Annotated in this window: 18 protein-coding genes; 8 read left to right on the top strand and 10 right to left on the bottom strand. The window is 56.7% G+C overall.

The window, feature by feature from the left end:
* Positions 1-1,023: 1,023 nt before the first annotated feature.
* Positions 1,024-2,565 carry a hypothetical protein gene (locus tag LVY71_RS21815; protein ID WP_235102021.1) on the top strand — a complete coding sequence of 514 codons (1,542 nt, stop codon included), beginning with the start codon at positions 1,024-1,026 and terminating at the stop codon, positions 2,563-2,565.
* A gap of 133 nt (positions 2,566-2,698) precedes the next feature.
* Here LVY71_RS21815 and LVY71_RS21810 read toward each other — a convergent pair whose 3' ends face one another.
* Positions 2,699-3,319 (bottom strand): recombinase family protein, encoded by a 621-nt coding sequence (locus LVY71_RS21810; RefSeq protein ID WP_235102020.1) that lies wholly within the window; start codon positions 3,317-3,319, stop codon positions 2,699-2,701.
* Between the two features lie 269 nt (positions 3,320-3,588).
* On the opposite strand from LVY71_RS21810, the gene LVY71_RS21805 reads away from it, so the two are divergent.
* The 3 genes from LVY71_RS21805 to LVY71_RS21795 are packed head-to-tail and all read left to right on the top strand — an operon-like array spanning position 3,589 to position 6,519.
* Positions 3,589-4,842 (top strand): retropepsin-like aspartic protease, encoded by a 1,254-nt coding sequence (locus LVY71_RS21805; protein WP_235102019.1) that lies wholly within the window; start codon positions 3,589-3,591, stop codon positions 4,840-4,842.
* Positions 4,843-4,877: 35 nt separating this feature from the next.
* Positions 4,878-5,987: an invasion associated locus B family protein gene (locus tag LVY71_RS21800; protein ID WP_235102018.1), complete on the top strand. Its 1,110-nt coding sequence runs from the start codon at positions 4,878-4,880 to the stop codon at positions 5,985-5,987.
* Between the two features lie 43 nt (positions 5,988-6,030).
* The gene (locus LVY71_RS21795) at positions 6,031-6,519 is read left to right on the top strand and encodes a hypothetical protein (protein ID WP_235102017.1); all 489 of its coding nucleotides are present in this window, start codon (positions 6,031-6,033) and stop codon (positions 6,517-6,519) included.
* 240 nt (positions 6,520-6,759) lie between these two features.
* Here the strand turns inward: LVY71_RS21795 and LVY71_RS21790 are convergent, their stop codons facing one another.
* Genes LVY71_RS21790 through LVY71_RS21780 form a run of 3 tightly spaced genes read right to left on the bottom strand, consistent with a single transcriptional unit; the run spans position 6,760 to position 8,454 of the window.
* Positions 6,760-7,173, bottom strand: a complete 414-nt coding sequence (locus LVY71_RS21790) for a hypothetical protein (protein WP_235102016.1) — start codon at positions 7,171-7,173, stop codon at positions 6,760-6,762.
* On the bottom strand, positions 7,163-7,531 hold the full coding sequence (locus LVY71_RS21785) for a hypothetical protein (protein WP_235102015.1): 369 nt from the start codon (positions 7,529-7,531) through the stop codon (positions 7,163-7,165). Before LVY71_RS21785 ends, LVY71_RS21790 begins: the two co-directional genes overlap by 11 nt.
* Positions 7,531-8,454, bottom strand: a complete 924-nt coding sequence (locus LVY71_RS21780; protein ID WP_235102014.1) for a MobA/MobL family protein — start codon at positions 8,452-8,454, stop codon at positions 7,531-7,533. Before LVY71_RS21780 ends, LVY71_RS21785 begins: the two co-directional genes overlap by 1 nt.
* 129 nt (positions 8,455-8,583) lie before the next feature.
* Here LVY71_RS21780 and LVY71_RS21775 point away from each other — a divergent pair, with 129 nt between their 5' ends.
* From LVY71_RS21775 to LVY71_RS21765, 3 genes are all read left to right on the top strand, one after another.
* A complete protein-coding gene (locus LVY71_RS21775; RefSeq protein ID WP_235102013.1) occupies positions 8,584-9,492 on the top strand; it encodes a hypothetical protein in 909 nt (302 codons plus the stop codon).
* Positions 9,493-9,527: 35 nt separating this feature from the next.
* The gene (locus tag LVY71_RS21770; protein ID WP_235102012.1) at positions 9,528-11,213 is read left to right on the top strand and encodes a type IV secretory system conjugative DNA transfer family protein; all 1,686 of its coding nucleotides are present in this window, start codon (positions 9,528-9,530) and stop codon (positions 11,211-11,213) included.
* 226 nt (positions 11,214-11,439) lie between these two features.
* Positions 11,440-13,017, top strand: a complete 1,578-nt coding sequence (locus tag LVY71_RS21765; RefSeq protein WP_235102011.1) for a type IV secretory system conjugative DNA transfer family protein — start codon at positions 11,440-11,442, stop codon at positions 13,015-13,017.
* On the opposite strand, the gene mobQ is transcribed toward LVY71_RS21765, so the two are convergent.
* Complete coding sequence (mobQ, locus tag LVY71_RS21760) at positions 12,923-14,104, bottom strand: MobQ family relaxase (protein WP_235102010.1); 1,182 nt, start codon at positions 14,102-14,104, stop codon at positions 12,923-12,925. The two genes, LVY71_RS21765 and mobQ, sit on opposite strands and share 95 nt — an antisense overlap.
* Positions 14,105-14,548: 444 nt before the next feature.
* Between mobQ and LVY71_RS21755 the strand changes: the two genes are divergently transcribed.
* Positions 14,549-14,896, top strand: a complete 348-nt coding sequence (locus tag LVY71_RS21755) for a hypothetical protein (protein ID WP_235102009.1) — start codon at positions 14,549-14,551, stop codon at positions 14,894-14,896.
* Between the two features lie 13 nt (positions 14,897-14,909).
* On the opposite strand, the gene LVY71_RS21750 is transcribed toward LVY71_RS21755, so the two are convergent.
* The 5 genes from LVY71_RS21750 to LVY71_RS21730 form a co-directional block, all read right to left on the bottom strand.
* Positions 14,910-16,211, bottom strand: coding sequence for a hypothetical protein (locus LVY71_RS21750; protein WP_235102008.1), 1,302 nt, complete (start codon positions 16,209-16,211; stop codon positions 14,910-14,912).
* 454 nt (positions 16,212-16,665) lie between these two features.
* On the bottom strand, positions 16,666-17,349 hold the full coding sequence (locus LVY71_RS21745) for a DNA methyltransferase (RefSeq protein WP_235102007.1): 684 nt from the start codon (positions 17,347-17,349) through the stop codon (positions 16,666-16,668).
* Positions 17,346-17,546, bottom strand: coding sequence for a hypothetical protein (locus LVY71_RS21740; protein ID WP_235102006.1), 201 nt, complete (start codon positions 17,544-17,546; stop codon positions 17,346-17,348). Before LVY71_RS21740 ends, LVY71_RS21745 begins: the two co-directional genes overlap by 4 nt.
* Entirely contained in the window at positions 17,543-17,743 is a 201-nt protein-coding gene (locus LVY71_RS21735) for a hypothetical protein (RefSeq protein ID WP_235102005.1), read from the bottom strand. The genes LVY71_RS21740 and LVY71_RS21735 overlap by 4 nt, the downstream gene beginning before the upstream one ends.
* Before the next feature lie 309 nt (positions 17,744-18,052).
* Positions 18,053-23,614, bottom strand: a complete 5,562-nt coding sequence (locus LVY71_RS21730) for a DEAD/DEAH box helicase family protein (protein WP_235102004.1) — start codon at positions 23,612-23,614, stop codon at positions 18,053-18,055.
* Between the last annotated feature and the right edge of the window lie 7 nt (positions 23,615-23,621).

The following is a 23,621-nucleotide window of genomic DNA, read 5'->3' as shown; positions in this document are numbered from 1 at the left end:
AGCTAACCGAACCTCGGCAGCGCGACTGCTAGGTACGTAAGCATCTCTTTTCAGGAGCGCACAATCTTCTGTTGCTTGTTCGGCAGGCATCACCAGCGACGATGTGCAACAAACGCACTAACCTCTCACCATGCGTAAAATTCTTGTCTTTGCCCTGCTCGCCTTTGCGCCTGCAATGGGCTGGGCCGACTGCACCGCCCCCGCTGGCAACGAGGGCGATCAGGTTTATAGCGGCAACTATCATACTATGGTTTTCTGCAACGGTTCTAGTTGGATGAACATGGGCAGCGGCACCTTGGGCAGCAGCGGCTCGACCAGCGCGACTACCGGCACGTGGTGCGGTAGTCGGACGATAACGATAGAGGAGTGTTCCAGTGCTACGCCGCCGTATGCTTCCGTAAACATAGCTTGCGAGGGAGCGGCCATCACCGGCGCTTGCACCAATACCTACATTGCCAGTGAAGGCAGGTGGGCTTGGGTGCTTAACTCGACGATCAATTGTCCCGCCGGGTACATGGGGATGCGGTTTACAGGGCTAGGTTCAGTTTATATCTATTCTTGCGTCAAAACGTGAGAAGTCCACGCTTAAGCGTGGCGACAGGTTATCCTTCCAGCGCGTCCGCTTTTACATGCTCCTGCCCCGTGACTGGATGGCTCTTGTTTACGCGATCTGCACGCGGCCTCATTAGGTCCGTGCATAAGTCAAAACTTACCCATGAAAAGAACCCCTAAGCGTTCTATCCCCCGTAAGAATGTATGGCATGTCCTGAATGCAGAGTTTTTCGACCAGAAGCCTCACGCTCTCGGTGCAGCGTTGCCACATGAGTGCCCATGAAGTTAGCAATGGAGATGTCTCCCCGCACTATCCGCTGTATGATGTCCTCAGTGCGGACAGCAATTCCGTGTTGAGGCGTAAGAACCTCATTCAGTGGTCGGCTCCTGGCATGAGCCATAGGTAGAGCTGCTCCTTGTGAATACGCTGCGCCTTTATCGCTGACGGTTCTTACTTCCCAAGCCACCCGATTGATTGCTGCTGCACCCAACAAGAAGGGCGCAAGCATGGGCAATTGGCGATCTGCGACGACAGTTGCGGTTTTGCTATTTCCTTGTCTCGCGTGGGGTGCTTGCAACGTCCCAAACGGTGCACCCGGTCAAATCTTTTTTAACACTGCCTACAAAGTTCTCGAATACTGCAACGGCACTACCTGGATCAATCTCGGCAACCCCAATGTCACCGGCGCGTTAAACAACTGCACGTCGCCCGTCGGCGTGCCCGGCCAGATCTTTTTCAACACGGCCTATAAGGTACTGGAATATTGCAACGGCACCACTTGGATTAACCTCGGTACTCCCAATGCCACCGGCGCGCTGAACAACTGTACGCTCCCTGCGGGCACTCCAGGAAAAATGCAATTCAACACCAGCGGCAACACCCTGCAATACTGCAACGGCACCACTTGGGTGAACGCTGGCTACTGGCAGCTCGACACCGATCCTGACCCATTCAATTTCATCGATCTCACCGGCCAGGCTCTCAATACGCAGGTGGAATCGAACATCATTCAGATCATCGGCCTCGGCGGTTTCACCCCTGTCGCCGTCAGCGGAAGCGGCTCGCCACAACTCCGCACCTGTAACGATGCCGCATGTTCTTCGGTCATCACTACCTGGGCGACTGGCATGAACATTGCCAACAACAAATACCTGCAAGCACGGCTCACCACCGCAGGCACCAACAGCACCGCGCAAATCAGCAGCATTACCATCGGTACGCTGGGTAACAGCGTGTGGACCGTCACCACACTCGATGACACCACACCCAATGCCTACAACTTCACCAACCTCGTCGACCAATCCAAGAGCGCACAGGTCACCTCAAACATCATCCAAATCACCGGCATCAACGTCGCAGTCACCGCCGCCGCCTCCGGCGCCTCTTCGCAAGTCCGCTCCTGCATCGATATCACCTGCTCCTCCGTCCTCTCCACGTGGGGCAGCAGCATCAGCATCTCCAACAACCAATATCTGCAAGTACGTCAAACCACCTCAGCAAGCGCCGATACCATCACCACCGCTACGGTCACGGTGGGCACCGGCACCTCCGACTGGACGGCGACCACCGTCGCGGTCACGCCTGGCAGCCAGAACTACGGTACTCCAGGCACCTACAGCTTCGTCGTCCCCAACTACAACACACTCACCGTCACCGCTGTTAAGGGCGGTACTGGCGGCACCGGCGCCTCAATCCAAGACATTGATAGTTTTCCCTATGCGGAAGGCAGTGTTACCTGCAACGTGGTGGGGGTTATCCCCGGCTCACCCGGTTCTCCAGGCGGCAACAGCACATTCGCTGCAAGTCCCGCCGTTACCAACGCAACCAAAGTTTACAGCATCGGCGATTCCGGTGCTCCGATTCCCGGCCAAACCATCACCATCACTGTGGGTGCGGGTGGCGCGGGCGGCGCGGGTGGCGTTGATCCCAACTATGAATGGCCATGCTCGTTCCCGCAGGGCGCGACCGGAGCGACCGGTAGCCCTGGCTCAGTCAACACCGTCTGGAACTAACAATGAAATTCTCCTTATCGTGGACGAGAGCCACTCAGCTTAACGTGAGCGGTGGCCGCGCACGGCATAACGCGGCATGAAGCGGAAGCGTCTCCGAATTTTTGTAAACATTTAGGACGAGGCGGAAAATCGCTCACCTCAAAGCCGCGCGCGATTTTCTCAAAGTGCCTTGCCCGACCTGTGATGGATAATCAATTACCGTCAACCGCATCGTCGGAATTCTTGAGATTGTCGAATGACTCACATTGAAATCTTTTGCAATTGCTGAAATTGATTCTCCAGCGCCGCGCCGACAAATCGCCTGCTCCCGTTCCATGGGACTCAGTTTCGAAGGACGCCCGAACTTCACGCCATTCGCTCTCGCCTCTGCCCGACCTCGTGCGGTTCGCTCCATCATCCGACGCCGCTCGAATTTCGCCGCAAGACCCAGTACGGCCAATACCAAGTCCGAAAACTCCGATGTTGTATTCACCAACGGTTCAGCCAACGACTTCAAACCCGCTCCCGCTTGTTGCATTTGCCGCGCCAGCACCAACAAATCCGTCGTATCACGGGAAAGCCGGTCTACAGCCGAGATGATTACCAAATCGCCGGGCTTTAATACCCTCAGCATTCGTTTTAGCTGCGGTCGATCAGCGGTCGCACCACTTTGATGCTCTCGATAAATACGATTGCAGCCTGCGTCCCTTAGCTGTCTGAGCTGGGCGTTCAGACTTTGGCCACACGTGCTGACGCGAGCATAACCATAGATCATTTTCTCTTGGCCTTGCCGGGTGCAAATGTCCTGACTTTTGCAAGGTATGTGAAGCCCACGCCGCCAACATTATTGCCATCCGAAATATCGGAGTCGTTCCAACAACTTACGAAATTCACTTAATCTGACTCCCCTTTGAATGATTGTTTTCATTCTGCTCTTACTGCTGAAATGCGTAAATCAGGATTTTCGCTAAGACCAATTACTGCCGTTACAGCGGCAAAGCGGTTTTCCGCCGCGCATAGCGGCTCCCTGATTTATTTTTGGTCATGAACGAATCCCGTGAGCTTCCGCCTTCAGACGTTGGCCGCGATTCCAACGACACCGCTCGGCATGTAGACCGTCATTCAAGGCCCGAGCGGCTCGCACCAAACTACGACGCGGGCGGCAGCAGTTTCGTCACTGTTGCCATCGCCGTGAGCGTCATCCTCGCAATCGCTGTCGGCGCATATGCCTATGTAGTGACGTCTCCAGTACCCGCCGTTCTCGCGCCCGTTAAAACTGCTTTGACGCCTGCACCGCCTCCCAGCCGCTACCAGGCTGTCTACGAACAGTTTGGCGTTGCCACGCTGCCTGCTGATTTTGATCGCAAGAATCCCAAGATTGTCCGCTACCTGGATCAATTCAGCCGGGAGCCTTGCGATTCCAGTGCCATCCTGCCGTTGATGAGAATCTTAGACGAGGCTGGTTATCCGCGCGAAGCCGCCAAGAGCGGACATTCATTCTCCACGCGGTGCCAATTCTACAATGATGTGATAGGGGCCACGTTTGCCTACTACGAGCAGATAAACGACCACACCAGCGCGCTGGCCATCGCAAACGATGCAGTGAAAGAGGATGAGGCGCGCGGCCGCTACCGCTTCTTTCGCGGCACCGCCTATGAGGGCCTGAAAAACTACAAAGCCGCGTTGAGCGACTATATCAGCACGCTCCAGTTGTTCACTGACCTGTCTAATGTCGCGCTTAGCGAATTTTATCGGGTGTCACGCATGTATGTGGCCGTCGGTAGACCGTGCGATGCCATCACGCCGCTGGAAATGTATCTGTCCTACGACGTGCAGAAGCGGCAGACCGCCCAAATAACCCGCCTCATCAGCGACTATGCCAAGGCCGGGAATTGCCAAGCGACCTACGCCAACGGCGGCGACCGCATCATTGTCGGACCCAACAACATTGTGGACGTGACCATCAATGGCGCGCGCGGCCGAATGATCGTGGATACTGGCGCAACCTCCATCGCCATCACGCCATCGTTTGCCGCGAGGGCACGCATCGTGCCGGACGAGCAGAACATGATTACGGCCTACGTTGTCGGCGGCACCGTGAAGCAGGCACCGGGTTATGCCCAACTCGTGCAGGTCGGCACCACAACCGCCAGCAATGTGCCTCTGACGATTTCGACGGGGAACGATACGGCCTTTGGCCCGCAACTCGACGGCCTGCTGGGCATGACGTTCCTAGCGCGATTCACCGCGTCCCTATCGGGCGGCGTGCTTGAGCTGAAACCGCGCCCGCTCAACTAGGGAATGGCGTCCGTACCGTCCTAAAGGAGTTTCCGGTGAACGCTTGGGCCTTGCGAGCTTTTCTTACTCTTGCCTTTGCGTGTGCAGCACTTCCTGCCATCGGGGAGTATACGACGCCGTGGGAGAAACAATGCGCCCAGGCAAAGACTCCGCGATGTGCGGTTATCGCCAGATACTCAAGCGAGAACCCCTTTGAAAGCATGTTTGAGGTGCGCGTGGGGCTGGTGTCTTCTCCAGGCTCCCCGGATTTTATCAGGGTCTTGTTTCCGCTGGGCACGCAAACCAAACATGGAGCGCGCATTGTCATTGAGGATCTAGCCCCGATACAAGCCTGGTTTCATCATTGCAGCGAAGACGGGTGCGTGGCGAACTTCACGCGTGCGGATACTCTGCGTAGCCTGCGCAGTGCCAGCAAAGTCCGCATTCAGGCTATCAACGCCCGAGGCGCGGAAATCAGCCCGCTATTCCACACGGCGACGTTCAAGTCAGCCGATGACAGGAAATTGGTGCCGCTCCAAAAGGGCGGCGGCACTCAGGATGACCAGATCAACTATCGCATATTTCTGGCCGACACCCCGCCAGCAAAAACGGCCGGTGACACAACAGCGATCCTGAGCAGTGGTGTCTGGCAAAAATCCTGCGACGGGCCGAACTGCGACGTCAGGATGAAAACAAAATGGAATGACGGCAAGAACAGCATCGGCGCCTACTATTTCGAGCGGGAGACAAACGGGGTCAAGAAACAGTTGATCCAGGTCCGGTTCCCGTTCGAATTCTACCTTCATAAACGGCCACAGCTTGCGTTCGACAACTTCGCCCCGATTGAAAGCAACTACAACATTTGCCTGAAGCAAGGAGGATGCGATGTCATTTTTGATGCGGGGACTGGCTTTCTGGATGCGATGAAAACCAGCAAGGAGTTTGTGATTACGGCGGTCACGATCCAGGGAAATATCTGGCGCATCACCTTTCCGCTCGGCAGCTTCGCAAAGGCTTACGAAGGGCCAGCCATTACGCCCGCGCTTATCCAACAGGATGACGAAAAGCGAACAGCCGCCGTGAAGAAGCTGGGGTATCGCCTGTCAAGGTCGAACCTGCCCACTACCACCCTCCAAGTCACCAAGGGGCCGGAGCCAGCATTGTGAAGGCAAGCGGCATTTGATGACCAGATCGCCAGGAGAGACCTACATGAAACAATTTGCACTGCTGGCTGCGATGGCCGCTGTTCTAACTGGCTGTGGCGATGACACCGCATCCGAGGCTCGATTGACGGCTGCGGCAAATCTCTACGGTCGCACGGGTGATCGCGGTTTTGAGCTCGAAACCTATACGTCTTCTCCCGTCTCGCACGGTCTGACTTTTACGCCCAAGAATGGCAGCGCGTACGGGACGTTCACCGTCACCGAGCCGCAACGGTGCCGGTTTGTCTATCGCTGGCACCACTACAACACTGTTTATGATGTGAACTTTAATCTACTGAACATGTCCGCCGCGCGCGTTGAGCGTGCGCGAAACCCGATCTTTTCCCTCATCATCATCCCCGGCGTAGCCGGGGCATTCACCGAGGCCGGTAAACCCCACAGCGAGTTCGCGATTACAAGTTTCGAGACAAACGAAGCTCCCATCTTCTTGCAGCGCGTTGTCAAATTCAAGGAGATGTGTTCCGGTCGCGCCTAGTTTGAAACACCAACGGTGACCAAATGGTCAGGGGCACCGTACAATCCGCGCTGGACTAGGCCCAACTCATCTAGGTCGGCTAGGCAAGTCTGTTCCGGTCTCCATATCAGTCGGCAAGGAAGCCGCTTTTGGCCGCCAGATCGACGGCTGCTGGAAATGACCTTCCTCGCCCGGTTGAATGTGACGGTTTCAAGCGGAATACTGGAGCTTAAGCCCCGGGCACTCAATTAGAGAGAGTGATTAATCAGGCTCATTCTCGCACTCGGATTCTCTTGATATTGCATTCTTGTCCGACGAAGCCTCGGCCTTGCGGGCAGCCACAAAAGCCTGAAAGGCCTCCCGCTCTTGTGAAGCAAGTTTGGAGGCGGATACCGCCCGCTCCTTTTCTTTTTGATGGATTTCGGACTGGTAACGGTTGGCGCGCACTTGCTCCTTGGCTGACATTTCTGCCCAGCCAAGCGCGGCAATCTCCTTCCTTACCTGTCGAAGGTGCGCACTGCGACCGGGGATAAGCCGCGACTTGGACTCCAGCTCGGTCCTTTTCCTTTCCAAAACCGCGATACGGCGCTCTATGGCCAACAGATCAAGCGCATCTGCGGGCTTGCCGCTCTTCAGGAATATCTTGATGGCCGTTGCATCTTCCTCATCCGTCATTTGATCCCACCAATGGTTGAACGGCAGCGACGTACTTATCAAACGTTTCGATGCAACGGCGCATGAGCGCAATGCGATCATTATAGAACTTTTGATCCTCGATCAGGCGGGTTGCCCAGTCGAAGCCGTATAATTCAGTGTCGGGATCTGGATTGAGCTGCATGTACTCGCGGATCGCATCTATCTCCACCTGGGCTTCTGCAACGATGGCTTCCATGCGGGCGATTTCCGCTATGGCCTCGTCCTTCGCCGCGAGCGTTTCCACGATCTTCTGCCGCCAATCGACGTTCTCTTCCAGCATGGGCAAGGCATCAGCCATGAGTTCATGATGGGTAAAGCTGGCCCGGTTGACAAGCATTACTCAGGCTCGTGCTCATCGTCGCGGCTGCGTGTATGCTTTGTTGCAGTGGCGGGCTTGGCTTTCCGCATGTACGCGCGGAATACCGCGCGCTGCCCCTCCGCGGTCGTGGGGGAAGGTTTATGAATCGCGCGGAGCTGTTCAATCTCGCGACGCTGCGCGTCGGCATCAAGCGCCTGCCAATAATCCGAAGCGGTCTCGTTGGCGCGCGCCCGCAAAGCCTCATTGTAGGCGCAACGCGAACGCCCCTTGTCGATCGCCGGGTAATCGACCGCGCGGCTGCGGCTTCTGGCCGACACGGCGTTACGCCGCGTGCGCTTGCGTGAGGAGACCTTCCGCCGTTCGCGATGCATCCGGCGGCCGCGAACACCTTCATGGATGGTTGGTGCACGGGCGATGCCCTGCGCCTCAAGCGTGCGGTGATCGATCCTGTCTTCCTTGTTAGCCTGCACCAGAGCCGCATTAGCGCACTCCTGCCACAGTACCCGCAGTTTCTCGGTCGAACCGTTTTCGCTCATGCCGAACACGCGCTTGCCGCTTTCAAAATCCCGGTCGCGGATGACCAGATGGCAATGCGGATTCTGGGCATCCTTGCCCTTCTCATGGAAGGCTGCGAGCCAGGAGGCACGCCCTTGCGTGATCGCCTCGGCATATGCCCGAACCAGCTCGACCCGCTGCCTGGCGTTCAACTCGCGCGGCAACGCCAGCATGACCTTGTCAATCACCCGCGCATTCTTCCGGTCCGTGTCTTCGGCTTTCCGCAAGAATCGCATAGCGTCTTCGGAAGCGGTCGGCATGCGGGCACCCGCCACCCGGCTCAATGCCCTCGCCCTGGTAATGTATTTGATATGCGCGGCGGCGGTGTAAGCCTGCGCCTGGGTCGATTTGCCAACGGGGCTGTGGTGAAGGCTATAGATCGCCACACGAGCACTCCCGAAGGGCGCGGGTTTGCCTGCAAACCCATAAGTGCGCCCTAACGACCCGGCCAGGCTATCTCCAAATCCCGCCAGGAATCAAGAACGGCCGTGGCACGCCAGCGGGGCGCAGGTCCGATGGCGGCCCGGCCGCCCGCCGAATGTCTGGGCGAAGCTCCTGACTGCCGGGTCGTCGTGCGGGAAGCCTTGACGCTTCGGGCCGGGATATTCGATGCTGGCAACCCGGTTTTACTTTTTGGATTTTCCCCGATGGCTTTGGAAATTGTCGCCCAGGAGGCGGCTGAAATTGTTTTGCCGTGGTTACAGCCCCTCAACATCCGCGATGGCAGTCCCGCCAGGATCGACTTTTCCCTCGTGAAGGTCGAAGCCGGAAGCTTGCTCTACCTTGATGAGGGCGCGCGCCGCTTTCGCGCTACCTCGCCAGCGGGCTTCATCCACGCCTGGGACCGTTTTCGTGAGCTCCGGGTGGACCCCGGAAAGTTCTGGTCGGTGAGCTGGCACGCCCAATCCTATGATTATCCCCGCTTCGGGTTTGCCCGACAGGACGGCGCGGTGTTGCTCCAGACCAACAATATGGACGGCGAGGAGCACCTGTTCGCCGACTTCGTCACCCTGATGGGCGATACCCAGTTCAACCCCGCAGGCCTGCCATTCGAGGACGGCGATTACACTTCAGAGGACGGTTTCGAATTCACCGTCTCGTTTGGCCGCGATGGCTCGGAGCCCCAGCTTAGCGCCATCGAATACTTTGAGCCGGTTCAGCCGGTACTCCCCGCCAAATTCGTGGCGGAAATCTCCGATGGTGCTGCCATGGTCGAAACCCAGGACAAGCAGACCGTCCAGGTCCCGCGCGGCCTTTACCACTGCCACATCGTCGGATGGAATTTCAAAACCGGAGAAGTCTACATCGTCCAATTTGACGGCCCCAAGTATTTCCAATCCAGCGGCTCCGAGATCATTCGTCTCGTCAACGAGAAGAAGCTGGCTATCGCGCACGTCGTGCAGCGCCAGATGGATCGCTTCTGACACCGATGGACAGCCCTCACCCCTTGGACGAGCCGTTGCAGCGTTTCCTCATGATCGTCGAGAAGACGTTTCAGGAGCCGACCGATATCGTCAAAGCGGGCTGGAAGCTGAACGAAGGCTCCTATATTTTCGCCCGCCCCGCGTATCAGTTTTCCGACTACGAGAAGTTTGTTTTCCAGTTCACCATGCTGATGGCCGGTATTGGTTCGCTTGACCGCGCGATGGCCGAGCAGCTTATCGCGTCGGCCACCTACGCCGACGGGAAGGCAGCGTTTTCCGGCGTGACATATCCGGGTCATGACCACGCGGTCATGCATGGTCTCATCAGCGACCGCTCCGAACACTTCGTCCCCAAGAGCCTGTCGGTCTACGCCAACCTCATCAGCGAGAAAATCCACGAGCACCAGGCGGCGGATTCTCCACCGGTCTTGCGGGCCTGGCTGGCTCGCCACGTTACCCCGCCGAAACCGGCAGGACTGGACTCAGCACTGTTCTCGGAAGAACCCGGCCCTTACGCGCTTCCGCTTGGCCAAAATCCCGCCAACGGCAAGACCGTCCACTACGTCGGCGAAGCCTCGCTTCTCACCATCGCGCCGTCCGGCAAGGGCAAGACCCAATGCCACGTATTGCCTGCGCTGGCGTCGTACCGTGGACCCGCGATCGTGCTCGACATCAAGGGCGAGTGCCACGAACACACGGCGGCATGGCGCAGCGCGAACATCGGACCGGTGATCCGCTTCAACCCCGTCGAGCCTGAACACAGCGCCAGCTACAATCCACTCGCCTTCGTTGATGATCATCCCGACGAGTTGTGGGAAAGCGCGCGCTTTCTCGCCGAACTCCTGGTCGTGACGCGCAGCCAGAACGATCCGACCTGGGAAAGCCAGGGCAAGGACCTGCTGACCCTTGTCATCGCCTATGTGGTCGCGCTGTCCGAGCCGGACGCGCGAGCGATGGGCCTTGTCCTTGACCTTGTGGCGACGGTCGGCCTGAACGAAATGCTCGCCAACGTGGGAGACACATCGAGCCCCTTCCCTTCTGCGATGAAACGCGTGGCGACTCGCTTCGGTCAGATGGCGAAGGCTGCGCCGAAACAGTTTGAGGGCGTGCTCAGCGGCGCATCGCAACACCTCCAGGTGTGGGAAGGCCCCAAACTTGAGCGCGTGACCTCACGCAACGATTGGCAGCCGGAGCATTTTGCAACGGTCGCATGCCCGACGCTGTACCTGTGTATTCCCCCCAATGCGATAGAGACCTACGCTCCGGTTCTCCGCGTGATTATCGGCCAGCATGTACGGCGCTTGATGCGCCGCGATTCCAAACCCGCCGCACCGATCCTGTTCATGCTCGACGAACTGCCGCGACTTGGCCGGATGGAGCCCGTTCGCGAAGCACTGGAGGTCGGCCGCTCCTATGGCATCAAACTCTGGATGTTCGCGCAATATGCCGAGCAGATCGTCCACGCCTATCCCGGCGTCGGCGACGGCATGATGGAAAACTGCGACGTGCGTATGTACATGAACCCGCCGTCCGCCATCGCGGACCGCATCGCGCGGGCGTTCGGTAAAGCCGACAGCGTACTTGAAAGCACCAAGCGTCCGGTCATCGAAACGGCCGACATCATGGGGCCAGCGCATCGGGACAGCATCTTCACACTCGGCGCGAACGAAACACCGCTGGTGCTGCACAAGCAATTCTTCCACCGCGCCCAATCCGTTTAGCCTTCGGACGCGTCCAGAGTGCGGCCTTAGCCGCTGGCCAGCAAACAGCCGCCGCCTGCCGCCGCAGTCAAGGGCGGCGCAGCCGCTCGTACAACCCTTGACGGCAAGGCGGCGGGTACGGCCCTCCGATGTCTTACGTCTGCCCTTCCCTCCGGCTTTCCCCAACAATGCCACCCGCTGTCTGCAATTCGCTTAAGCCTCACCCCGCCCTGTGCAAGACTCGCGCATGGTGCGTGCGTTCTTGCTTTTGTTGAAACTCTCTTGGCTGCTCGCACGGACCGCCTTCCGGCTCACACTAAGAACAGCGTCACTGTTGCACACGCTGTATCGCTGGGGCGGCTTTAACCCAGGCGGAGCCTTGGGCTCTGCCCGCTTCGCCAACCCATGGGAGTTGCTCTGGTCAGGCGTGCGGAGAGGCAATGGTCCCATCATCGGCCGCACAGGCCGTTCTTTTTTGCGCTTCAACAAGGACGGCATGGTGACCGTATTCGCGCCAATGGGCGCGGGGAAAGGCGTCGGCATCGTCATCCCGAACCTGCTTGAGTATCGCGGTTCCGTTGTCTGCACCGACATCAAGGGCGAGAACCGCGCAATCACCCATCGCCGCCGCCGCGAGTTCGGGCCGGTGCGCGTGCTCGATACCACTGACCCGCATGCGTCAGACCGTTTCAACCCGCTCGACATGGTCAGGATCGGCACCATCCATGAGAAGGATGACGCCGAAGCGCTCGCCAAGCTCATGATCATCCCGGATGGCAAGGAGAGCCATTGGGACAGCAAGGCGGAGGGCATGGTCACGTGCCTCATCCTGCATGTGGTCCGGCTGGACCCCGAACGCCGCTCGCTGGCTCAACTGCGCGCGCTGTCCACCCTTCCGCCGGAATCGTTCAAAGAGCTTCTGCATCAGATCGCGCGCGATGGCCCGCGCGCAGCCGCCGAACTGGCGGGCAGCTTCCTTGCCATGGAAGGCAGCGAGGAATTCCGCAGCGTCATGTCCAACACCGAGAAAGCCACGCGGGTATGGTCGGCCGGCAGTCCTGCCGGCGCGATCTCTTCACACTCCACGTTCAAGCTCTCGGCTCTCGTTGACCAGACCAAGACGCTGTACCTCGTCGTCGATGAGGAGAAGCTCTCCATATACGCGGGATTCCTCCGCGTGATGGTCGGCTGCGTGCTCAACGCACTGACCCGCGCCAAGAATCGCCCGCGACCAAAACACAAAATCTTGCTCCTGCTCGACGAAGCCGCCGCCCTTGGCACGCTTGAGCCCCTCGAACGCGGCGTCGGTTACTTGCGCGCCTACTGCACGCCCATGCTCATCTTTCAGGACCTGAACCAGCTTCGCGCGCTTTACAAACGCGCGGGTTCATTCCTGGCCAACGCGACCTGCAAGGTCTTCTTCAACGTAGCGGACCTCGAAGCCGCTCGGTTCATCTCGGAGATGATCGGGCAAACCACCTCCCTCGCCCATAACCAGGGCACCTCGCAGGCCAATACCGACTTCGTGAGACAACAATATTCCCTGGGTATGTCGGAGACGGGCCGCTGGCTCCTCGATCCATCCGAAGTGATGCGCCTGCCTGGCAACCGCGCCTTGGCTCTCTACCGCAGCGACATCCTGCGCTATCCGGTGCTGGCGACGAAGATTAACTACCGCTCATGGCGTCATTTCCGCTGGTGGGGCAAGTACGACCGCTGGCCTCAGCAACTCAACGCGTCCGATTCCGCCCCCCGCCCCGCGTCGGCTCAAGATCAAGGCGCTGCCAGCGCCCCATCCGGTTCGACCAAACGGTGCGCCGCATAAACTGGCTCTCGCGAATGCCCAGCACCGCGAAAAACAGCTTGTCCAACTCCGCCAGCCAGAAAGCGACCTGCTCCCGTCGCTTCAAGGCATGCTCATACCGCGCGCGACGCGCTTTAAATGATTCTTGTTGGTCTTGGCTGGCCGACTGTTCTTTCGCGATCAGGGACTCGTAATAAGCCTGCCTGCGGCGCATACGCTCTGCCTGCCGCTCAATCTTGGCCGCCCTGGCCGCGAACCGATCGCTGTTCGCGCCCAGCCTCTTGATATTGGCATTGGCCCGGCTGCCCTTGTCCAACTCGGGATAACGGACCATCCGCCTGACCGGAGAAGGCAATTCTCGTATACGAAATGGTCCCGCCTCACGGTCCCGACTCTGCGGCGTCCCGGCAAAGCCCGCCTTCCGGGCCTTGGGCCCCACATGAATTTCCGCCAACCTGTCAAGCTCAGCGGCCAGCCTTGGCTCGCGCCGGGCCACGGCCTCCACTCTCTGCACCTCAAGACTGCGATGATCGACCTTCACGGCATGCCCGCGCTCGCGCAACACTCTATTCTGGTGTTCTGCCCAGGCCGCCCGCCATTTGGCCAGCATGGCGTCGCTATTCCATTCCCGCGTCTTGACGCGGCGAAATCCGCCGCCGCCCGCCTGGCGCATGGTCAACAGCACATGCGCATGGAAATTCCGGGGATCGTCGCCTTTCTCGGCAACCGGCGCATGGATGGCGAAATCCGCGACCATCCCCAGCGACACGAACTGCGCCGCGACGAACTCCCGCACCAAGACAAGCCGTTGCTCGTCCGTAAGCTCACACGGCAAGGCCATGTTGATTTCCCGCGCAAGCTGCGCATCGCGCCGAACCTCGCTCTTCTCGACGCCGTTCCACAATTTCTCACGATCAAGCAGCCATTCGGCACTTCCCTCCGGCGCGATGATCTCGGCATGAACGACGCCGCGCCGCCTGGTGTAGTCCGCATCAACACCTCGGCGCTCATCCCTCAATTTCTCCCCAGCGCGATAAGCCGCCATCGCGACCACCGAACGCCCTTCGGAGCGTTTCACCGCCTGTGCCGAAAAATGATAAGACGCCATCGCCCTCCTGACCTTGTCGCTTGCGACACCTTACGGCCAATAGACACACATCTGTGTCGGCCGTGCACCTATGTCGCGTAGCAATCGCCTAGCGATGTATAAGTGCGCAATTTACGGCCTTCAAAAGTATTCCGCTAAGCCAGTGTTGCAAAACTATCGAAACCGCAGACATTTGCGAGAAACTCGGTATTCAGACAGGACATCATTTGTCGGTTGAATACATTAGCTGGGGGCAAGCCCCCAGACCCCCATTCCGTGAATCTTGATCTGTTGCGTTAAGCCGAAACGCATTGAATTTTTATGCGGTGTGCCCGACGCTCGGAATCGAAAAGCGCTCGTTCCAACGGCCATTTCAGCAACACATCAGCATTTACGCCTTAAACGCTACCCGGGCTTCCGCTCCGCACCGCCTCCCGGCGACATGCGGAGGCAGGAAGTTTGATCATGATGCTCAAGGTTGAAAATCTATCTCCCCGCGACGCATTCCGACTGGCTTATCGACTACAACGCATCAATCAGGCTTACGGCGATCTGCGCACCGAGCGGATAGATCTCTATCCGCCGTTTTGGCCGAATTACAGCGCACTACTTGGCACCGAGCTTGAGAAAAAGGCCGAAATCGCATGGCAGGCCGAGCACCTGTACTGTATTGAGGCCAATCCCAATTTTCGCAGCCAGATGTTCGCCTTCATGAAAGAGGATGGCGAGATTGAAACAGTATCCCCGCCTCGAAAAACCGTCGCCGATTTCAATGAGCTGTTCCCCAACGATCCCTTTAAATATATCCGATAAAGACAGGGCGTCCTTATGGACGCCCTAATATTGCGCGGCGATGGTCGAAATGCACGTCACTTGCGCGGACATTTGCGCCTATCATTTTATAGATCGACCGCGACTTCTCAATAATATCTACAGCATCCTCATGCCTGCCAAGACCTTCGGCGATAATTCCCTCAACGTGCAGAATATTCGCAAGATTGGCGTTGTTTTGACTATCGCCCGATCCTAATAGCTTTTTGGCAACGTCAATATGTCTCATGGCTTCGTCAGATTTCGACAAAGCAAAGCCCCGGGCCAAATTGCATCGGGCGCGTATAGCCACAGAAACTTGCGACTGCGACTCGGCAAGCAATGCCCCATCCTCCATCGTTTGAGCTATAGTACGCCGCCCGGGAACTAACTCGCAAACAGTGTCCATCGATACGCCACGAAGTCTTCGTTCATTCGCCCCGCCGTAGACGGCCATGGGGTCTTTAAGTTTGCTTGAGAACAGCCGCGAGGCACGTCCCGAGAAAATTGCCTTGAAACCTTTTTCTCCTAGCTCGATGTTAGGATAGCTGCGATCACCCATTGTGAGCCGCACACGGTAGGATTTTGCAATGTAGCCATGACCCTCAACAAAAGGGTCTTTGCTCACATCCGCCGACCACTTTAACTGATTGATGGCGTCGGAAAGGCGCGGGAGATTTCCAGTCTGCAAACAGACCATAGCATTCTCTTTTGCCACCCATCCGACCAACGCCGCACAGTCTTCCCGCTCAAGGCTTAGCACGTCGTTTCCGATTCCAGCCAACTGGATAAACATATCGCCAATGTTGAGTGCATCAGCAAATTGGCTGTTCTTGCAACGACCAGCGATAATTTTTGCGACAATCTCCGCGAATTCCTTTGGATCCTTTAGGTCGCCAAACGAAATTTGAAGCTTCGTGAGCCGCTCTCGAAAGAAATACTCTTTTTTTATGGCGTCGAACCCCGCTGGAACAAACCAACGGTTCTTACGGGAATCCCGTGCCTCTTGGAGTTTCTCGTATTGTTCAAGTGGATTCCAGACACGTCTGTCCAGCAATTCCTGCTCAACGCGATGCGCATTTCTTATTAGCCTCACGACGGTGGTTAATTGTGCGCGAGAAACGGGCGAACCTTTAGCCGGATTTTTAAGACGACGGTACCACCGCTTGACCGCTGTCTGTGCCGCGCTTGCACTTTTGTCATCGGCACTCCCAACGAAGCTCACCAGCGACTTTTCTGGCGGAAGAAGTGCTTCAAGGCTTTTCAGAATTTCCCAAGCGAGATAATCGCTAGACGAAGGCGGCAACTCGCTCGTCATCACACGCTCCCTGTCAAGGGTCAAAATCTCTGGCAAAGCGGCCAAGCTCTGAATCTTAGCGGCTCGCCCCTTGCCCGATAGACCATACCCGAAAGCTTCCGGTTCAAGAAGATGTCCGCAAGACGCGGGCAGCCGTCCGAAGCAGGAAGGGGTCGAACATGGGCACCTAATCAGCGATGACTGACAGCGAACCCGCCTCGCGGCGGGTCCTTTTTTGAGAGCTCAACGGTTCGGTGTCGCCAGTGGGTAGCTGGCGCCACCACCTTCTAACGAAAGAACAATTGCTCACCCCGCATAAAAATTCGATGCGGATTTTGTGCTCCAGAAAGAAAGTCAGAAAGATGTCTGCCAAACTTGCTTTCGCAATTAGCGCTCTCATCACTAACGCGGTTATCCTTTGGTATGCACTCGCCGATCACTAGACATGCCTTCCACGTATACACCGAGGGCCGCGCTAACGGCTTCCCGTGCATCTCGGCGGGTACCATGACCGTGGCTCTAGGCGACGCACTGCCGTTCGATGGTGTTGCGCATCCAGTTCAATCCCGATGTAGTCGCGCGCGGATTCCCCGGCGGCAACGAGCGTAGAACCTGACCCACAGAAAGGATCGAGCACGAAGTCGCCCCGACGAGTAAAGTTTTCGATGATGGGCAGTAGAGACTTTACCGGCTTTTGCGTCGGATGAAGGCGGTTGCCGGTATAATCCCATTCGATGATGTCGGGTAAGGGAGCGGAAGGCAGGAGCGGCTTTCCCTTCGCAAGCAAGTACGCCTGTTCATGACGGTGCTCGAGGAAACGCTTGGACGACGCATACTTCTTCCGGAACACTATATGCCCGACGATCCGAAATCCCGCCTTGCGCCACGCGCTGATGAACTTGTCGGCGGCATTCCAACCATAGAAGCTCACGCAGAATGAACCCGACTTGAGTAGCCGGTACATTTCGGCAAAAGCGGGTTCAAGCCAGTCGTCTCGATCGTCATTAGCAATCGTCTGCCCGGAACGTGAACGATAGCGCACCAGATACGGCGGATCGGTGAGGATGAAATCCACCGAAGTCGACGGCATACCGCGCATGACCTGCACGCAATCACCGCGCAACACCCTGTTGCGAAATTCATCGGGAAGGAGGCTCATGACTGATCCTCCAGGATTTCCGCTTCCCACCCTTCATCTCCAACGGTCTTGAAGGTGAATGCACTGAGGCCATCGGTGTGATAGAGCGCCTGTGCCTTCGCTATGGCAGCGTCTTCACCTTCGGCTAGGACGACGGTTTCGTACAACGTCCAGTCAACAAACCGGACGCTGTAGCGACGAGAGGTAGCGGGGCTCATCGCCCCGCCTCCGCGTCTGCCTTCGGCTCGCGAACGACCAAGCGGCCATTCAGGGGCATGCAGGTCAGGTTGATATTGAAGCCCTTGCCGTCATCGTGACGCCAAGCTGCGCCGATCTTGGTCCAGAAGGCGCTCTCGCCCTCGCCCTCGACCACATAAACCGCATGTGGCTTCTGGCTCTTCTGGTTGTTTCTCATGTGACTATCTCCCGTTTGTTTCCCGGTGCGCCAATCGCGGCCGGACGGGATTGCCCAAGGACAAGAGGTCCAAGCAGCGGCGCAAGGAGGCTCCGGCCGAGGGACCCGGCACGGGATACGGTTGGATGCCTTGCGCGGATGCGCCTCGGTCCTAACTTCCCGTCCTACTGGCCGTGTTGGGGTAGATGGATTCGGGAATAGGCCCTGAGACGAAGCAGGGACTGATTTAAAGCGGTTTTGAGTTCGAGATAGACAAGTGTTGCTCCGAGCCAAGAAGTGCTGCACATACGAAGCGCTCGGTGCCTTACATCATACGTATATACCCAAGCGCTCTTGAACGAGACGCGTGGCAGCTGGCAAATTGCGCCTGACGAGTAGTTCGTTGACGACAATGATCTGACGATTTTCGCCTTCCTCTGACAGCGCTCTCAGTGCGGGGTCATTGGGAACGTCTGGCGTGAGCGGACCACAAAGGGATATCGAAAATTGCCGCCCGCCGACAGTTGCAAGAATGGGCGTCGTCAACACCTTGCCGGTTCGCAATTCAAAGTTGCCATTCGGTTCATAGCTGACGGCTTGCTGCCCTTGCCTTTCCAAATCATTCAGAAGAAGCGTCGTAGCATCCTCGATTCGCTTCGCGTTGAATTTCGGCTTGCCGCCATCAAGAATGTATCGAAGCAATTCCGATCCGACGTGGCGATCAAGCAACGAATGCTCGAACTTGTTCTTGAAACTACGCATGCAGCGATAACAGGACGCGTCACATCCTTCAGGACAGTCCTCCATCAAATCGCGCGCCTTTCGGAAAAGTTCGTCCCCTCGGTCCATCAGTTGCACTGAGAAGCCCGCGCCACCGGGCAGGGTATCGTAAAGAAATATTTCTGCTTCCAGACCTAGCCTGCCTTCCGGTGTGAGTGCCGGTCGGTATTCTGCCATCAATTCACCGGGCTCGATCTCCAGCATTTGGCACGCTGCTTTTGCAAGCGCCTCGCTGACCGAGCGCATGGCTACATCCGTAGAATAGTGCCCCGGTTTAAGTTGAAGTGGAAGCTCCACTTGCAAGGAGAACAAGACGATATCCGTGATAAAGTCAGTACCCAGCACCAGATGCCGTGTCGTTCGCGTTCCGTCACAAGTCGGATCGCGCTCGTCAGGAAATGGTTTTCGGTGAAGACCGAATAGCGTCGCTGTTGCTTCACTAGTTGCTTCGATGCGACCGCACTTCAAACAATACGAATAGCCTTCTCGCTTGGGACCCGTGTTCGAGACCAAGAGGTGTTGCCGCGCGCCTAAACCTCGCAGTCGACTGTTTATGCGGAGCCAATTCGCGTTTTCAGATGGTGTCTCCATCGTAAGCTTTGCACGAGTGGCGTAGCTGGTCTCCGGCATGTCGTCTGGAGATGTCACTTCCGGCGCGTCTACGGGATGCGCGAAGCCTGGCGGCCTTAGCCACTGACGAGCTGGTCCAAAGCTATTTTCAGACCCGCAGGCTTCACAATCCTGCAAATCACCGTTTCCGACCTGGCCGAGGAATTGAGTTCGAGCGAAACCACACTGACTGCACTCTTGATACATACGCCGGTTTTCCCAGGCGTTGAATCGGTCATCCGGCATCGTCGAGTAGATGGCCCCGGATGAATAACATTTATTCGATATCCAGATTTGCTTTCCTGGCGCGTATTGAGATAGCGCAATCGGCAGGCCTTGGGACGGCGCAAACTTCATCCTTGGCCGATACCGCGTGGACCTTGCTTGGTCAAATACGCTGAAGGTCGCGACGTCGGTAGGAAATGCGTAACGCGGAAGAACACCGCAATAGAGCAAGCGGTCCAATAAATTTCCACTCGCTTCTAAATTCGGACCCTGCTCTTCACCTGTTTCTGCGGCTTCTTCGACAACGCTATCTTCGTCGGTCACCGCTTCGATTTCGGAGGCCTTCACAGTGTCTGTCTTTGCAAAATTTATCGCTTTATCCAGTTCCGCGATACAATCTAAGACCAACTCATCCAACAGACTCTTACGATCTACGGGTGAAAGCTCTGATGGAATCCACCCGCCAACGCGCGCCTTGAGCGCATCCGCATTGGTCGCGAGCCATGCCGCAAAATCTGTCCTGTTTAAAATTGCATCAGTGGACTTGAAACTAGCTACCGACCCCAAAACTGAAAAGAGATCATGCCGCTGTGCGGGATTCACTTCCGGCAAGCGTTCCTGGTGGTAACACTGCAATAAGAATGCTCGAATATGTCGCCGAGCGATTTCTTTGTTCTCTAGTGTCAGTTTTGGGTCAACCACATCGCCGCGGATCATCCCATCCGGGCTTGTGAAATAATGATCGTCGTGGCTATCCGCACTACCGAAAGCCACCACCGTTGCCACCGCATTTCCACGACGACCTGCTCGACCTGCACGTTGCTGGTAGTTAGCTCGACCTGGCGGCATATTGCGCAGTGCGACGCCGGACAATGCACCGATGTCGATACCGACTTCCATCGTTGTCGTGCTTGAGAGAACATCAATCGCGGTAGCGCGCACCCTGTCCGATTCCGTTTCGATAGGAACGTCCTGGAAAAGGAGTTCATTTTCTTCAGCTTTAGAAAAAACATCCTCATTTTGAGGTGAGTTCAATTGTGCGGTGTGCTCGGCCGCAATCAATGCCATCGGCTGCTCCGGCGGATCGCTCAGTGCGCCCATCACCGGATTACGGTAGTAGCCCTTTCGCGCAAGGAACACTTCGTCGGTGTTAGGCTCCAAGTCTCTTATTGCATCACTTCCGCAATCGAGGCATTGATTTATATTAGGAACGGGTCGGTGCACCGACTTACAACTCTCGCAGCGAACCCAGTCACCATCTAGCGATAGAGACAATTGCATGCCGCGTAACCGCCGCGTACCTGCCATATCCTCGGTGAATGTGCGCAGAAGTTCCGGCAACCAACTATCGTTGAAAATCTTGCGATGTGCCCTTTCGGTCAAGATCCGATCGAAGGCACGAAACTTTCCTTTTTGACCCCGAATACTAGTTCCCTGCGTCCGAGGACGCTGCCACCATACGGCTGGCATGGAGTTCAGCCAAAAGCCTACCCCTCTCCAACAACGAAGCCACGCACGCACCAACGCAACTTTCGCTTCGGGTGTTTCAATAAGCCCTGGTAACGGCGGTAGTCTTTCAAGGGCCGCCTTGAGTTCGCTCCTTTCGCAAATGGATACTAGTGCCAGCGCTTCGAGACCCAGAAACTTGTCTTGAACTGTACTAATGATGTCTTCGAGCAACGATTCAGGCGGTCGTTCGTTTTTCATTCTCATCCAAAGAAACTGCAATCCTGAATCAGTCGCCGCAGAGCCATCCTGAACAGCGGCCTCGACCACGTCTTCCGCTGCAAAGCTCTCACCTTCTTTCAGTTCGGGGCGCAAACGCACACCAAGATGCTTAGAAGCGAGTAGAACAGCCAGGTAAAGGTCTTCTAGACTGAGCAAAGGATGAAGAATGGCGAGATTTTGCAATCGCCTAAAGCCCCAAGCGATTAGAGGGCGAAGGGAGTCACGCACCGAATACATTTGAAGATGCGGTGCCAATCTGGCGGCGACTTGTCTAGAATCCGAAAACACCAGCACCTTTCTCCCTCGTAAAGGTGCGAAGCGGCTTGCTTCAACGGCGTTTGGCGGCTGAATTTGAATTTGCTTAGCAACCAGAGCCTGAAATGGTTGATCGCCTTTGGTTTGATGGTCTTGCACTGTTGATCGTCCGAACCGCGACGATTCTCCGCAGCAAGCGCAGGGTATGAACTGGCCGCGTGTTTCATAGCTTGTATCAACTTCACCATCGGCGTCAGCGCCTTCACCGAGGCGATTGCCGCGCAAATACACGGTCCGCGTTCTCGCACCAGCAATGTTGGGATTCACCCGTCCAGTTTCTACGTCGAGGTTGGCAGGCTCGACCTCTTCATGTTGAGCAGGCTCTTCAAGCAAAAGATCGACCGGCAGCAAGGAATCGACGTCGATTCCTTCTAGATGCATGCGCTGCCCCTGTTCAGACCAAAGCGCAGACGGGTTTTCCACATCATCAGTATAGCCACGTGCATAGGCGGTCCCGCAAAACCGACACGTGAAAAATTCAAAAACACGTGCGCCGCACGAACACACATCGCGTGGCTGCCCGTACATCTTTCCGCAGATGCCACTTCTTTCGTCTTCTTTTATCTCAGAGCACTGCGGATCGGCGCAAACCCAAAGTCCAGGAAGGCCACGATAAAAATTGTGGATGCGACACGGCAGTAAGCCCGCCCCTTTTGGGTCAACTCGCGCGATGCTGCCTAGCGCCAAAAGTGCCGTGACGGCAGCATCCGCAATGTCTGGCGCGTCAGGGAAAAGTTCTGCGCCCAATTCCGACACGCGTAGAGCCGTTTTCATTGTTGAATTGACAAGTTGGCTCAATGGCCCAAATTTTTCGAGCGCATAAAAGAGACGCTCCTCCAACGAAGTCCCTCTGGTGGATTTGCGATAGTCCAAAAACTTCTGAATTTGCTCTATTCGAGCCTCGTCTGAAGTCGCCTCGTAGAAACGAAACAGGTCGATTTCAGAAAGAGCTTTGGCGTCCTTTTCGCTGCCTGGCTCTGCACCCTCTCTCAAGTCTAGATTGCCAGTGATCGGCACAAAGCTCTTAACGGGCGCACCGGATAGCTGCGCGCCGAACTCGGGGGCGTAGTCTTTGTCTTTGAAGCTTGCCGTGGCACAAATGACTTGGAGGCGGTCTGCTTGAATACCTAGCCTGTCACGAAGGCGACGAAGAAGCAGGCCCACCTCGGCCCCAGCCGCGCCACGATAGAGATGCGCTTCATCCAGCACGACGAGAAATTTTTCTTCTGGGTTGATGGTCAACCACTCGCGCGTCTTATCGAAGATCGTCCGCTCAATCGGCCGCATGAGCATGTACTCAAGCATGGAATAGTTTGTTACCAAGAGATCGGGTGGCGACTCCTGAATCTCGTGCCGAGTAAGAAGCTCAGTGTCGTTTGGCAGTGTAACGGCCCGCTGAAACGCTCCGGTTTTCCGATTTTGCCAGTTCGTACCTTTCTCACCCATCCAAGCCGCCAAATCAGGCTTAGCAGGCCACTTGCCTTTCAGCTTTAACTGGTTGCGCAAATTAGACGCGCGCGCCTGCGCATCGGACGCTACACCATCGGCTTTGCGCTGAAGGTCAACGTAAAATTCTTCGAATGGCTTTAGTTTTCGCGAATCTTTCTCTCGCGTTCGCATCCCTGCGTATGGAGTTCGACTTGTGTAACGGGCGAACCTTGGCGGCCGTCCAGCCCAGTCGTTGAACTTCGCGACTGTCCGGGGATCACCAAACATGGATCGAAGGCGACCCAATTGGTCGTTTACGAGTGCGTTCATCGGATAAAGAATAAGAGCCCGCATCGCTGGCTGTTCGCGGAAACTTTGCGGATTGCCCTGAGCTTCCCGCGCCAATTTTCCCAGAATGGGCAGAAGGAATGATTCGGTCTTACCCGAACCCGTTCCAGTCATAATCAAGAGATTTTTGCCATCGACCAAACTTGTTTTGATCGACTTTGACTGATGCTCATATGGGGGATCGTAGAGTAAGGCTGCTTGGGACCCGCTGGCCTGGGCCAAAATCTCGTAGATTTCGAGCGCGGCCTTGTGCAGCCCCGCGATCTCCGAAAATTTTTCACGCGTCTGATATTTCGGGGTTGATTCGATATAGGGCGCTTGGGAAATAACGCCCTCTCTGTCTAGCAGCTCTTTGCGTTGAGCGATCAGTTGAGGAGAACTTATGTGGTAGGCGGCCTCGATATAATCGCGGAGCGATCCGTGAAGTTGGCGAATTGACTCTTGAATTGTCTGATTCACGACGACA

The sequence above is a fragment of the Bradyrhizobium sp. G127 genome (genome assembly GCF_021502575.1).
Taxonomy (GTDB): domain Bacteria; phylum Pseudomonadota; class Alphaproteobacteria; order Rhizobiales; family Xanthobacteraceae; genus Afipia.
This window is presented reverse-complemented; position numbering and strand designations above follow the sequence as displayed.